Source organism: Pseudoalteromonas sp. SR45-4 (genome assembly GCF_014163535.1).
In the GTDB taxonomy this organism is placed as follows: Bacteria; Pseudomonadota; Gammaproteobacteria; order Enterobacterales; family Alteromonadaceae; genus Pseudoalteromonas; species Pseudoalteromonas nigrifaciens.
In genome coordinates this window covers 20,240-34,078 of record NZ_JACJDO010000004.1, presented here as the reverse complement: position 1 = coordinate 34,078, position 13,839 = coordinate 20,240, and the positions used below count along the sequence as shown (strand labels likewise).

10 protein-coding genes, 3 tRNA genes and 1 pseudogene are annotated in these 13,839 nt (G+C 40.7%); 9 read left to right on the top strand and 5 right to left on the bottom strand.

The annotated features are described in order from the left end of the window. The first annotated feature begins 12 nt into the window (after positions 1–12). The 3 genes from H5058_RS03000 (at position 13) to H5058_RS02990 (ending at position 356) form a co-directional block, all read left to right on the top strand. Positions 13–87: transfer RNA gene (locus tag H5058_RS03000), tRNA-Gln, on the top strand. Positions 88–157: 70 nt separating this feature from the next. Then, positions 158–242: transfer RNA gene (locus tag H5058_RS02995), tRNA-Leu, on the top strand. Positions 243–281: 39 nt separating this feature from the next. Further along, a tRNA-Gln gene (locus tag H5058_RS02990) sits at positions 282–356 on the top strand. Between the two features lie 283 nt (positions 357–639). Here H5058_RS02990 and H5058_RS02985 read toward each other — a convergent pair. Further along, a complete protein-coding gene (locus tag H5058_RS02985; protein ID WP_011327736.1) occupies positions 640–1,809 on the bottom strand; it encodes an FAD-dependent monooxygenase in 1,170 nt (389 codons plus the stop codon). Between the two features lie 264 nt (positions 1,810–2,073). Between H5058_RS02985 and miaB the strand changes: the two genes are divergently transcribed. Genes miaB through lnt form a run of 5 tightly spaced genes read left to right on the top strand, consistent with a single transcriptional unit; the run spans position 2,074 to position 7,532 of the window. After that, a complete protein-coding gene (miaB, locus tag H5058_RS02980) occupies positions 2,074–3,522 on the top strand; it encodes a tRNA (N6-isopentenyl adenosine(37)-C2)-methylthiotransferase MiaB (RefSeq protein ID WP_086994706.1) in 1,449 nt (482 codons plus the stop codon). Between the two features lie 50 nt (positions 3,523–3,572). Next, entirely contained in the window at positions 3,573–4,631 is a 1,059-nt protein-coding gene (locus H5058_RS02975; RefSeq protein ID WP_182676832.1) for a PhoH family protein, read from the top strand. A gap of 4 nt (positions 4,632–4,635) precedes the next feature. After that, positions 4,636–5,094, top strand: a complete 459-nt coding sequence (ybeY, locus tag H5058_RS02970; RefSeq protein ID WP_011327733.1) for an rRNA maturation RNase YbeY — start codon at positions 4,636–4,638, stop codon at positions 5,092–5,094. A 22-nt stretch (positions 5,095–5,116) separates the two neighbouring features. Then, positions 5,117–6,001, top strand: a complete 885-nt coding sequence (gene corC / locus H5058_RS02965; protein ID WP_011327732.1) for a CNNM family magnesium/cobalt transport protein CorC — start codon at positions 5,117–5,119, stop codon at positions 5,999–6,001. Continuing rightward, positions 5,982–7,532: an apolipoprotein N-acyltransferase gene (gene lnt, locus H5058_RS02960; protein ID WP_182676830.1), complete on the top strand. Its 1,551-nt coding sequence runs from the start codon at positions 5,982–5,984 to the stop codon at positions 7,530–7,532. The genes corC and lnt overlap by 20 nt, the downstream gene beginning before the upstream one ends. Positions 7,533–7,587: 55 nt before the next feature. Here the strand turns inward: lnt and H5058_RS02955 are convergent, their stop codons facing one another. From H5058_RS02955 to H5058_RS02945, 4 genes and pseudogenes are all read right to left on the bottom strand, one after another. Continuing rightward, positions 7,588–8,853 carry a hypothetical protein gene (locus tag H5058_RS02955; protein ID WP_182676827.1) on the bottom strand — a complete coding sequence of 422 codons (1,266 nt, stop codon included), beginning with the start codon at positions 8,851–8,853 and terminating at the stop codon, positions 7,588–7,590. Positions 8,854–8,894: 41 nt separating this feature from the next. Beyond that, positions 8,895–9,115: pseudogene (locus H5058_RS18680) on the bottom strand (RDD family protein); the annotation flags it as partial. Positions 9,116–9,131: 16 nt separating this feature from the next. Next, positions 9,132–9,443: a monooxygenase gene (locus H5058_RS02950; RefSeq protein WP_011327728.1), complete on the bottom strand. Its 312-nt coding sequence runs from the start codon at positions 9,441–9,443 to the stop codon at positions 9,132–9,134. Between the two features lie 126 nt (positions 9,444–9,569). Beyond that, the gene (locus tag H5058_RS02945) at positions 9,570–12,752 is read right to left on the bottom strand and encodes a PDZ domain-containing protein (protein WP_404936292.1); all 3,183 of its coding nucleotides are present in this window, start codon (positions 12,750–12,752) and stop codon (positions 9,570–9,572) included. A gap of 398 nt (positions 12,753–13,150) precedes the next feature. Between H5058_RS02945 and H5058_RS02940 the strand changes: the two genes are divergently transcribed. Further along, positions 13,151–13,747, top strand: coding sequence for a hypothetical protein (locus H5058_RS02940; protein WP_011327726.1), 597 nt, complete (start codon positions 13,151–13,153; stop codon positions 13,745–13,747). Positions 13,748–13,839: the final 92 nt, after the last annotated feature.

The following is a 13,839-nucleotide window of genomic DNA, read 5'->3' as shown; positions in this document are numbered from 1 at the left end:
ATTATTCTTTGTTGGGATATCGCCAAGCGGTAAGGCACCAGGTTTTGATCCTGGCATTCCCAGGTTCAAATCCTGGTATCCCAGCCAACTTCTTCTACCAAGGAAAGTTGTTTAAAGAATAGCTCTAGCTTAGAGTTTAAATTAGCAAATTAGTGATGCGGGAGTGGCGGAATTGGTAGACGCGCTGGATTTAGGTTCCAGTATCTTAGGATGTGAGAGTTCAAGTCTCTCCTTCCGCACCATGTTCTTAACTAGAACGAAAACTTGTACAAATTTATAGTTGGGATATCGCCAAGCGGTAAGGCACCAGGTTTTGATCCTGGCATTCCCAGGTTCAAATCCTGGTATCCCAGCCAATTTGTTTATACTTCCTACTTAAATTACTCTTCCTTTTGTATTACTCATAACTACTCATAAGTACTCATAACTACTCATTTTAAATCTATTTATTTTAAACTTCTGTATTTTTAATCTATCTATAAAATCTTATTTTAATAACTGTATTTAAATAGCCGTATTTTAGTGGCTATATTTTATTAGCAAACCCTCTGCTACCGCACTTTTAATCAATAAATAAGCATAAAAAAAGACCCATAAATGAGCCTTTTCAATAGTTCGCAAATGTTATAGCAATTAGTATTAATTTAACTCGCCGCTAATAGCGTATTTTAAAACCCAGTTTTTTACCGGTCCGGTATTGTTAGCTATTTTTAAAAATTGGCTACGCGCCCATTTTAATGGCGCAATTTGATTAGAAAACCCAAAGTAGCAGGCATCCATCATACTCATCATTAATAAGTTTGCTTTGCGGCGCGATTTTTCATACTCATTTAATTTTAATGGGCAACCTATGTCATCAGCACTTAATAGCACCTGTGCAAGCGCTACAACGTCTTGAAAGCCTAAATTTACGCCCTGCCCGGCTAATGGGTTAATAGTATGTGCAGCGTCACCTACAAGCACTAGTCGCCCTTGCGAATATTTGTTTGCGTGCTGGCGAGCCAGTGGAAACACCGCGTGCTTTAACACGGTAAAATCACCGGCAAGCTCAGGAAACTTTTTAACAATATGTGTTTTAAGTTGCAGCGGGTTTAAACCTTTAAAGCTTTGCAGTGTATTGGCATCGTCATACCAAATTAAATTAGCGTAAGGAGCCTGCATAGGTAAAAAGGCCAAAGGGCCGGTGGGAGTAAATTGCTGCCACGTTTTTACTTGTTGCGGCGCATCAAGTTTTATAAGTACGCCCATGCAGTGCTGCTGATACTGCCAACCGGTTATACCTATGTTGGCTTTAGCGCGTAATTGCGATTGCCCGCCGTCGGCTGCAATAACTAAATCAGCGGTATACGTTTGCTCACCATACACTAGCGTAATTGCATCTGAGGTTTGCTCAATACTCGTAATAGGCGCTGCTTGCTCAATAACTTCAATGTTGTATTGCTCAAATTGCTGCCATAAACTGGCTTGAATTAGGTTATTTTCAATTAAGTGGCCTAAATGCGTGGTGTTTATATCGGCGCAATCAAATAATAAATTATCGCCACCGCGCTCAAATGCTTCTAATTGTTGATACGGCGCTAACCTACTTTGTTTTAAAAGTGGCATTGCGCCCAATTCGTCTAGCAGCTTTTCTGAAAAACGATTTATTGCCGATACGCGAATATCAACCTGATCACTGCTTAAAACTTGCTGCGGATTTATTAGTTTTTTTTCTATTATGCGCACTGCTTTGCCTTGCTGGGCAAGTTTAATTGCCATAGCAGCACCCACCATGCCAGCACCCACAACAATTACTTTATTTTTTGTCATGTTCTCATCTTTTTAATTTCTTAAAACTATTTTAATTGTATCGTAATTAGCTTGTTATGTGCCAAAGGATACGCTCAACTGTGGATAAAACTAAAGCTGCATTGATTTGAAATCACAAACATGAAAACTATACTTGGATTTACGTGTGTATCCAGCTAAAATACGCGTCCTTTAAGTGGGTATAGCGCAGTAATGCATTTCACTTAATCCTGTTTCTAGCACATTTTTGTGCCACTATCGAATTGAACACGAGGCAATATTTCAATGAGCAAAAAGCTGCATATTAAAACCTGGGGTTGTCAGATGAACGAATACGACTCTCAGAAAATGGCTGAACTTTTAGATGCCACCAATGGCTACCAGCTAACTGATGATGCAACAGATGCCGACGTAATTTTACTTAACACCTGTTCAATTCGTGAAAAAGCACAAGAAAAAGTGTTCCACCAGTTAGGTCGTTGGAAGTTGTTAAAAGACGACAAGCCAGACTTAATTATTGGCGTAGGTGGTTGTGTTGCCTCACAAGAAGGTGACTCTATTCGCCAGCGTGCGCCATTTGTAGACGTTATTTTTGGCCCGCAAACGCTGCACCGTTTACCAGAAATGATTAAACAAGTGCAAGGCGATAAAGGCTCATCGGTTGTTGATATTTCATTCCCAGAGATTGAAAAATTTGACCGTTTACCAGAGCCAAAAGCCGATGGCCCATCTGCGTTTGTATCTATTATGGAAGGCTGCTCTAAGTACTGTACTTTTTGTGTTGTACCTTACACTCGCGGCGAAGAAGTTAGCCGCCCAGTAGATGACGTACTATTAGAAATTGCCCAGCTTGCTGAGCAAAACGTACGTGAAGTAAACCTACTTGGCCAAAACGTAAACGCGTACCGCGGCGACACACACGATGGCGAAATTTGTTATTTTTCGGATTTAATTCGTCTTATTGCTGCCATTGATGGTATTGACCGTATTCGTTACACCACATCGCATCCAGTAGAGTTTACCCAAGATATAGTTGACGTATACGCCGATGTACCAGAGCTTGTAGATCATTTACATCTACCAGTACAAAGTGGTTCAGACCGTATTTTAAACCTAATGAAACGCGGCCATACGGCAATTGAATATAAGTCGACAATTCGTAAGTTACGCAAAATTCGTCCTAACTTAAGCATGTCGTCAGATTTTATTATTGGTTTTCCGGGTGAAACCCAAGATGACTTTGAAGCAACCATGAAGCTAATTAGCGACGTTGGTTTTGATATGAGCTTTAGCTTTATTTACAGTGCACGCCCAGGTACACCAGCGGCCGACTTGCCAGATGACGTAACCGAGCAAGAGAAAAAAGAGCGTTTATACTTACTGCAAAATCGTATTACACAAATGGCGCAACAAATTAGCCGTCAAATGTTCGATACAGAGCAGCGTATACTCGTTGAAGGTCCTTCTAAAAAGAACCCAATGGAATTACGTGGCCGTACCGAAAACAACCGTGTAGTTAACTTTGTTGGCCCACATACAGTGATCGGTCAGTTTGTTGACGTACGTATTACCGAGGCACTACCAAATTCTTTACGTGGTGACTTAATTCGTACAGAATCAGAAATGAACTTACGTCGTGAAATCGCTCCTTCAGCTATTTTAACCAAAGCTGCAAGCCTTGAGCCTAAACCTGACACTATAAACGAAATTGGCGTTGCTACTTTCGTCCCTTAGTGGAAATTTTAGCGCCAGTTAACACTGGCGCCATGCTATAGGAAGTAATTTTGAGTAATCAGTTAAAAACATTAGAGATTTATTTAGAACCTGCCGATAACAAACGCCTTTCTTCTTTATGTGGCCCGTTTGACGAAAACATCAAACAAATTGAACGCCGACTCGGTGTTGAAATTATCCACCGCGATAACTTTTTTAAAGTCACAGGCAAAACTTACAGTAGCGCCAGCGCTGTAGAAATTTTAAAAAACCTTTATATTGATACTCAACCTGTGCGCGGCGAAATTGGCGAAATAGAACCCGACAACGTGCACTTAGCCATTACCGAATCAAACGCCCTTGAACAAGACACCACAACCAGCACTTACACCAAAGAAATGGTGATTAAAACGCGCCGTGGTGTTATAAAGCCGCGTAACGAAAACCAAGGTATATACGTTTCTAATATTTTGCATCACGATATTACCTTTGGCATTGGCCCTGCTGGTACAGGCAAAACGTACTTAGCAGTGGCAACTGCAGTTGATGCCCTAGAGCGCCAAGAAATTCGCCGTATATTGCTTACCCGCCCAGCGGTAGAAGCAGGTGAAAAGCTCGGTTTTTTACCGGGCGATTTAAGCCAAAAGGTCGACCCATACTTGCGCCCGCTTTACGATGCGCTATTTGAAATGCTTGGCTTTGAAAAAGTAGAAAAACTAATCGAAAAAAACGTTATTGAAATTGCCCCACTTGCTTATATGCGTGGGCGTACGCTTAATGATGCCTTTATTATTTTAGATGAAAGCCAAAATACCACCGCAGAGCAAATGAAAATGTTTTTAACCCGTATTGGGTTTAACTCAAAAGCGGTTATTACTGGCGACATAACGCAAGTAGATTTACCACGTGGTGTGCGCTCAGGCTTACGCCATGCAATGGAAGTACTCGATGGCGTAGACGAAATAAGCTTTAACCACTTTAAAGCCCAAGACATAGTTCGCCACCCTGTGGTTGCGCGTATTGTTGAAGCCTACGAGCGCAACGATGAAAGCGAGCGACTTATGCGCCTAGAAAAGCAAAAAGCCCGAGAGCAACTTGCCGCTCAACAACCGCCTGCTACTAAAGAGTAATACCGTGAACACTGAACTTGATTTACAAATAGCCTGTGAGTTTGACAACTTACCAAGCGAGGCACAATTTGCGCTTTGGGCCGACAAAGCCCTTAGCCAATATCGCGACGAATCTGAACTCACTATTGTAATTAGTGACGAAGCGCAGTCGCAACAACTCAACAACGACTACCGTGGTAAAAACAAGCCTACCAATGTACTGTCGTTTGAGTTTGAAGCACCACCGGGAATAGATATTCCTTTAGTAGGTGATTTAGTTATTTGCCCAGCTATTGTATTGGCTGAAGCAATTGAGCAAGAAAAGTCATTTCATGACCACTTTGCTCATATGGTTATTCATGGATGCTTGCATTTGCTTGGATTTGACCATATAAAGAGTGAAGATGCTTTTGAGATGGAAAGTATAGAAAAGCAATTACTTGCTGAGCTAAACATAGCAGACCCATATCGGGACGAAATTTAAATAAACGGAGTAATCAGATATAATGAGCGACGGTAACTCGCATTCTAGCCAGGGTTCTTCTGGAAAAAGCTGGCTGGGCCGAATAGCCCAAAAGTTTCAAGGGGAACCCCAGAACAGAGAAGAGCTGGTTGAAGTAATTGCCGATGCGCAAGAGCGGGATGTAATCGATCCAGAAACCAAAGAGATGATTGAAGGTGTGCTTGGCGTGTCTAAGCTTAAAGTGCGAGACATTATGGTGCCGCGCTCACAAATGATCACCCTTGAGATCGACAGCCCGCTTGAAGAGCTCATACCTATGATGGTTCACTCTACGCACTCACGCTTTCCGGTGGTGTGTGAGGACAAAGACCATGTAGAAGGGATTTTACTCGCTAAAGATTTATTACCCCTAATCTTAAACAAAGACGACTTACTGCCCTCACTGCGCGATTATTTACGCCCAGCAATGGTAGTACCCGAAAGTAAACGTGTCGATACCCTGCTTAACGAATTTCGTCAGCAACGCTACCATATGGCTATTGTTATTGATGAATACGGCGGTGTATCGGGCTTAGTCACTATTGAAGATATTCTTGAAATAATCGTGGGCGAAATAGAAGACGAACACGACGAAGAAGAAGAGCAACAAGATATTCGCCAACTTGCTAAGCATGTTTACGTAGTACAAGCGCTAACCCCTGTTGATGACTTTAACGAGCATTTTAAAACAGGTTACAGCACAGATGACGCCGATACTATTGGTGGCACTGTATTACATGCCTTTGGCCACATGCCAAGCCGTGGCGAAACCATTGATATAGAAGGTTACCAATTTAAAGTAACCAACTCTGACAATCGCCGCATCTTGCAACTGCAAGTCACCGTTCCTAAGGTTGATGATAACTACAGTGAAGATTCTGCTAACTAAGTTCACCTTATTAGCAAAAGATAAAAAAGCATGGCTCGCATTAATTGCGGGCCTTATTTTAACTTTTGCCTATGCCCCCTTTGAAATTTGGCCCATTGCATTTTTTAGCCTTGCTGCCATCATTTTTTGTATTAATCCAAAAAACACCGGTAAAACACACGCAAAAACAGCCGCTAAATATGGCTTTATATTTGGTTTAGGTTGGTTTGGTGCTGGTATTAGCTGGGTACATGTATCTATAGCCACTTTTGGCGGCATGCCATTAATCGCTTCTTTAGCGCTTATGGCCTTATTGTGTTCATACTTAGCGTTATTTCCTGCACTTGCCTTTTGGGCAACAACTCGCTTTGCCAGCGGCCCTAAAAGTTATGGCGCATTATTAATTGTAAGTTTTGCCATAAGCGAATACTTACGCGCACACTTACTAACAGGCTTTCCATGGTTAAGTTTTGGTTATACGCAAACCGACAGCCCACTTAGACTGCTTGCCCCTTATATTGGCGAATTTGGTTTAACCTTAGTATGTATTGCCATTGGTTTTGCATTGTATCGCCTAAGCCAAAAAGATTTTAAAACATTGGCCATAACCAGCAGTGCTTTAGCACTACTTTTTGCCGGTGCATACACCACAGGTACAGCACAGTACTCTGGAAAAAGCATGTCGACATTACTTGTACAAGGTAATATAAAACAAAATCTGCGCTTTGATCCCAGCCAGTTTTGGACCACCATGAGTAAATACCAAGACCTAACCCGCACACACTGGGACGCCGACTTAATAGTATGGCCCGAAGCCGCAGTACCCGAAATAGAAGCGCTTGCCGACTCATACCTAGCAGGCTTAGACAGCGCCGCTTCATTTAATAAAACCGCGCTAATTACCGGTGTTGTTGACTACCAACTCGACACTAAAACTATTTTTAATACCCTTATAGTAGTGGGTAATAAAAATAAAGATGATGAACACGGCCACTACCGCTACCTAGATAAAAACCGCTATCAAAAACACCAATTACTCCCTATTGGCGAATTTGTACCATTTGAAGATTTACTGCGCCCTATCGCACCGTTGTTTGATTTACCTATGTCGTCGTTTACCCGTGGCGACAAAGTACAAAACAACCTACGTGCTAACGGCTTTAATATACTACCCGCTATATGCTACGAAATAGTATTTGCCGACCTAGTGCGTGGTAATTATCAGCACAGCTCAGATTTACTCTTTACCGTAAGTAACGATGCTTGGTTTGGCGACTCCATTGGCCCCCACCAGCATATGCAAATCGCTCGCATGCGCGCTCTAGAGCTACAGCGGCCACTAATACGTGTTACTAACAACGGCGTAAGCGGCGTATACGACCCAATAAGCCACACGCAACAAAGCATACCACAGTTTGAAGCAACCACCATGAAAGCCGACGTTAAGTTAATACAAGGCGACAGCGTGTACAGCCAATACGGCAACATGTTTGTATGGGGATTTGTGTTGTTGCTGGGTGTTGGCGGGTTTGGGATTAGGTTTAGAAGTTAAGCTCGCTATTTAAGATGTAGAGCCTACATATTTAGCTCTACATTTTTAAATGTGTTTAATTGGCTTCTAAAGCCATTTCTTCTAAAGATAACCTTAGTAAGTAGCTACACCATTCCCTTAAATTTAGCAGACTAACTTGGTAGTACTCTCTAGCGTTACTCATTGTATTGCTATCTAATAGTGGTATCGCACTGCCTGAGTATGAATTATCGACAAACCTAATTCCTTGGTGAAGATATCTTGACCTTAAACCGTAATATGAATTAATTATTTTAACTAATGGGTCATTATTGCTATCTTTTTCCACATAACTTCTCACTCTCTCTGAGATTGAATATACTTGTTGACCACAACTATCACACTTTTTACTCTTCGAAACTCCAATCAACGACACAACTTCTAATGAAGACATATAAAGTATCATTGCATCTTCACTTGATGATGAATGAAGTCTGGCTGCATTAGAGAATCTTAAATCGCTCTGAAAGTCGATATTACCCTCATCACTTGCCTTTCCTACTCTCGGAGTTGGGTGATATGCATCTAGAGTAAATGAATCTAAAGATCTGCCTGATGAAAAATGAGCATAAGAATTCAAAAGTAATTGAATTTCATAAGAGTAAATATCATTACTCAGTATGTAATCAATAAGGAAACAGGTTTTTTCTGAGATTTGAACTAAGCCATCAGCTATTGGTTTTGCATCAATCCAACTTATATCTCTAGAGTATTTATTAATTTCAATACTAGAGAACGATGAATCCTTGTCACATTGAGTATCTCGAATAATCACACAGTTGGTGCTAACAGTTAAAATTTCAATAATCGTTTTAATTTTTTCTGATGCTTTAGCTTCTGCATCTAAAGCATCATAACCATTAATATCAACTATCAATTTAATAGAGCTATTACCTGTTGGTTCTAAAGCAAAACTTTTACCTGAGTATGCGGCAATAGAGCCCCTAATAACTTCTAGAGAAATACTAAAGCTAAATTTAGAAATCAGTTTTTTATAATCTAAACTATTTTTAACTAGTTCTTTAATAATTTTTAGGTCGCTTATAATTTCATCATCTTCGATATAATCAGAAAACATGACCGCGACTAAGTTTCCTTTTTGTTTATACCTGACTGAAACCTCGAAAGAATCTTTACCGTTATAGCTCATACGCCCTAAAGTTATTTTTTTAGAACCTTGCTTTTTATACGGAGAGTAATGCCAAGAGCACTTGCCAAAGTGATCTCTAATACTTGCCCATAAAGATCTCAAAAAATGATTACTTTCATTTTCATTATTTAATCCTTCAAGTAAGACTTCCAAATAAATATACCTATAGTTTTATTAAGTTATGTTAATCAGAGCTAATCTTTTACTGCATCTACAACGGTTTCAACGTTTACTGGTTGGTTCAAGTTTCCTTTAATAACCACAGTCCTGATATTTTACCTTGAATAGCTTGCCTATTTGGATCCCAATATATTTGCAGGAAGCCTAATAGCTCGCTGCTTAGTACTACAACATTGATATTATGCTTTTTAACCCGACTTTTGGCCGCGCTAATGTAACGAAAGTAAACAGCAGCCCGGCAAAAATATTATCTATTTAACGGTAAGCGGTGCGTTATTAATCGCTGATAATGGCAGGTTTACATCGAATAATTGGCCACGAACTTGGGCAACCCCCATAGCCTTTAAGCGTGCTGTGTGCATAGTTAAATACGCATTAGCTGATGCTTCATCTTCAAATAGGTAAATACCACCAGCAAGTTGACCTTGTTGGTTTTCGGTCCAAATTTTCCAAATAATACCGGGTTCATGGTTAATTGATTCGGCTAAATCTTTTAATGCTGCTGACATTTGCTCCCCAAACGGGCCTGCAAAATCAAAGTCTACCTGTAATAATTTTTTCACTATAAGCTCTCTTTTAACTAAAGCGCGGTATCACGCTTTTAATAATACTCTAATAAATTAGTTAGCTACCAAGCACACGCAAAGTAGCTAACAGGCTGCGTAACTTAGCAGCTTAATTTATTGCAATTAGCGACCAAATTCACTCGGTGGTGCTGGCACTACCAATGGTTTTTTCGGATTTGCTTTAAGCTCTTTTAATAACTCTTTTACAGCGCGTTCAATCGACGGATCTTGTCCGGCTTGAATAAGCTCTGGGCGATCAATCACTTCTATGTCTGGGCTTACGCCTTCATTTTCAATGATCCAGTTACCTTCGTTATCTAAAATTCTAAAAGTAGCGGCAATAACTGAGCCACCATCTACAAGCCCAGGGTTGCCCGAAATACCAATTAAACCGCCCCAGGTACGCGTACCAATTAATTTGCCTAAACCTGCTTGGCGAAAGTAATACGGTAGTGCGTCGCCGCCTGAACTAGAGTAGCCATTGATCAGCATAACTTTAGGGCCATCGTGTGCAAACTGCGGGGTTTTAGTTGGCTCTACACCACGGCGTTTCCAGTAGTTAAGCGGTTTACGCGCTAACCAGGTGATCATATGTTCAGGTATAAAACCGCCGCCATTGTAACGATCGTCTATGATCATCGCTTCTTTATTAGTTTGCGGTAAAAAGTTTTTAAATAACGAACGGTTACCTTCGTAATGGGTGTTAGGTAAATGCACGTAGCCAATACGCCCATCTGAAAGCTTATTAACATACTCAGCGCGCGATTGTGCCCACTGTAAGTAACGCAATCCAGTTTCGCTGGCAATAGGCGTTACCATTACTTTCCAGCTGTTTTTTAGGCTTGGTGATTTACTGAGTAGTAATTCAACCGATTTACCTTGGGTGTTTTCTAGTAGTTCGTAAAAGTTGACTACGCTTTTTACTGAGCGGCCATTTACTGCAATTATGTAATCGCCTACATTGGCGTTAATGCCGGTTTCGTTTAGCGGTGAGCGAAAGTTTTCGTGCCAGTTTTCGCCTTTAAAAATAGTCTCTATTTTTACAAAGCCTGATTTATGCGCGCTAATTTCTGCGCCCAATAAGCCATGCTGTAAACGAGGAGATGTTGGCATATCGCCCGAGTTAACATAAATATGCCCTGAGTTTATTTCGCCTGCTATTTCACTTAATACATAATCTAGGTCGGCTCGATGTGCAATAGCGTCTGCCATAGGTTGGTAACGCGCTAAAATAGCATCCCAGTCTTGGCCATGATGGTTTTCGTCATAAAACCAGTCGCGCAGAGTGCGCCAGCCTTCACGATACATTTGTGCCCACTCGGTTTGCGGGTCAATTTTTAATACCATGTCTTGCAAGTTAAGTTGCGTAGCTTTTAAGTCTTGTTTAGCTTCTGGCTTTATTACGCTAATGTTTTTTCCTGCACGAGCAATAATATGCTCAGCATTAGCCGACACTTTATAATTACTCACTCCTGCTGCTATTGTGGCAACTTCACCATCAACGGCATTAGGCACTAACTTAAGCTCTCCTGCCGATAGTGTTAATACGCCGTCTTTTACGCCGCTTAGTGCGCCGTAGTTTCCTGCAGGTACATTTAGCGTCACAACACGGCTCATAAAGCCGTTACTTTCTATATAATTGCTGGGTGCTTTAGCTGACTTTTTATCGTCTTTATCTGCTTTTGAGTCAACAATGCTTATTTCGTCACTCAGCGGTGTATTAAGTGGCTTGATTTTACTATTTACTGCAACCGAATACAGTCGGGTTGCATTGTTAAACATGTAGTCAAACTCGTAGCTACTAAAAGTTAAATTAAAGTCGCGCTCTGATGTGAAATACAATTGCTGCCCGTCGGGAGAAAACGCTGGGTTTGTCTCACTGCTCATGTCATCAGTTAAGCGAGTAACGCGTTTGTCTTTTAAATTGTAATGCCATAATGAGGCGTAGCGATTTTCGTTATTTTTAACAAACACTATATCCTCGCTATTAGGCGACCAAATATAGCTAGTTAAACCATCTTCATTATATTTTGCGGTATCAATTTTACGCTGCTTACCGGTTTTAATATCGAGCCACCACAGGGTGTGATTCTGATCGCTAAACAATAACTTTTTATTATCTGGTGACCAAACTGGTTCAAAACGCCAAATACTGCCATTACTGGTCAGTTGCTTAACTTGGTTATTGTTAGCTCTGTCTTTTAGGTAAATTTCGTACTCGCCCGTTTCATCACTCATGTAAGCAATATAGCGTCCATTGGGCGACCATGTAGCCGATATTTCACGCCCTTTTGGCGTATGGCTTAAGTTTCGGGTTGGGCCATTTTTAACCGGCACAGAAAACAGTTCGCCGCGTGCTGTAAATAGTACTCTTTTTCCATCGTGCGATACGTCCATTGAATCAATAAAGTCACTAACATTTTTACTGTAGGCCATTGTATGTTCACGGTTACCTTGAACATTTATGCTCAGCTTTTCAGATTGCTGCGTGGCGTCATCAAAGCGATACAAATAACCACCATTTTCATACACTATGGCGTTGGGCCCAGCCGAGGGCCAAAGCACATCAAAGTCGCTGTGGTTAGTTACTTTTATCGGATTTTTGCCATCTTGATGTTTGTATAAATTTAGCGTGTATTCTCTGTCCGACACGTAATAAATGTTATTGTTAACCCAAGTAGGCTGTTGGTCGGTTGCTCTGTTGGTTGTTAATTGCTTTGATTTGTTATTTTCTAAATCGTAAACCCATACATCTTGTGCGCGCCCGCCACGGGTGCGTTTCCAAGTACGAAATTCGCGATCAATGGGTGTATACACATACTGTTTGCCATCGGGCGATAACATGCCACCGCCAGTTTCTGGTATGGCTAATGGTTGCTCTAGGCCACCCGCAGCAGGCACTATATAAGGTCGGCCAACACGCTGACCATAAGGGGTACGGTTAGCTCTAAACACAATATGCTTACCGTCTGGGGTCCAATCAAGTACGCGATAATCAAAACCACCGCGCGGCGGCATTACACCTACGTCGTTATAATAAGTCAGTTGTTTTAAGTCGGAGCCATCGCGGTTCATTACATACACTTGGCGGCTGCCATTATATTGGGCAGAAAAAGCGATTTGGCTGCCATCTGGCGAAAATTTAGGAAAGGTTTCAAAACCAATATGATCAGTTAAGCGCGTGCTTTTACCTGTTTTAGTGTTTGCTATATAAATATCGCCCGCATAAACAAAGGTTACTGATTCTTTATGAATATCGGGAAAGCGTAATAAGCGGGTATCTTGTGTTTGATAAGCCGCAACCATCGGCGATATTGCCGGTGCAACCGCTACTGCTATTGCTGTTAATAAAGTGCGTAGTTTCAAGGTTATCGTCCTTACAATGTTATTTCATTTCATAATAACAATAAAAAGACAGTTTGCAGCTTTGTGCGACAAATTACTGTAACAAGGTGTAAATACAGTCATTGTAAAAGCTTAATAATTGGTAATATATTTCACTCACATTTTAATATTTTAAACACCTACTCTAGCTAAAAGCAGTACTTTAAGCCCATTAAAAAAATAAAAGTTAATACTGCCTTGATTTATTCAGCTTTTGTTAATACTATCTTGCCCAATAAAATACATTACTTTCATGGCATTACCTAACGATCTGTAATTTGGTTTTATTTAATCATAAATACACATAAAAGGAATATAATGTGAACAAAATAGCTTCAATCTTTATCGCTGTTACCCTGCTTTTAACTACCGGCTGTACGGCCATTATGACTGCAGAACAAGCAGCTCCTACGTTAAATAAGCCCCAAGTTGATGAAATACAAATTGCAGTGGTAGATCATCGCCCATATGTTGTAAATGGTGACAAACTCTCTGGTTTTGAAGGATTAAGTCGCTCTGGCTTTGGTATACCTTATACACAAAACATCATTACTGGCGAAACTATGCCACAACACTTAGGTAAACGCCTTGCTGCTGGTTTTATTCGCTCTGGTATTAACGCTAAGCTAATAGCTACCACACCACAGGTCGATATTAATGACATTAAAGCAGATAGCGATACTGCGACTATTATAATCGTACTTAACGAATGGAAGTATGATCACCACGCTTTTACTGATAACTCATGGTATAACTTTGATCTAATAATTAAGGATCGCACTGGTGCTACGCTTATAAATAAAAACTTTACTGGCGAGCAAGACATTCCAAGTATGCATACCAACGACTTACAAATGCTTTATAAAGAGCGCTTTGAATTAGCGTTTGCAGATCCTGAGGTTAAAGCGTTACTGTAATTTTAAACTACGCGAACATTTTTATTGGCGAACTAAATAAGTATTTAGTTCGCCAAAGCAGCAAACAATATAACTGTTATTTACGCGCTTAA

Excerpts from the sequence above, each read along its gene's own strand:
- H5058_RS02985 (WP_011327736.1), bottom strand. The coding sequence starts at position 1,809 with ATGACAAAAAATAAAGTAATTGTTGTGGGTGCTGGCATGGTGGGTGCT.
- miaB (WP_086994706.1), top strand. The coding sequence starts at position 2,074 with ATGAGCAAAAAGCTGCATATTAAAACCTGGGGTTGTCAGATGAACGAA.
- corC (WP_011327732.1), top strand. The coding sequence starts at position 5,117 with ATGAGCGACGGTAACTCGCATTCTAGCCAGGGTTCTTCTGGAAAAAGC.
- H5058_RS02945 (WP_404936292.1), bottom strand. The coding sequence starts at position 12,752 with ATGGTTGCGGCTTATCAAACACAAGATACCCGCTTATTACGCTTTCCC.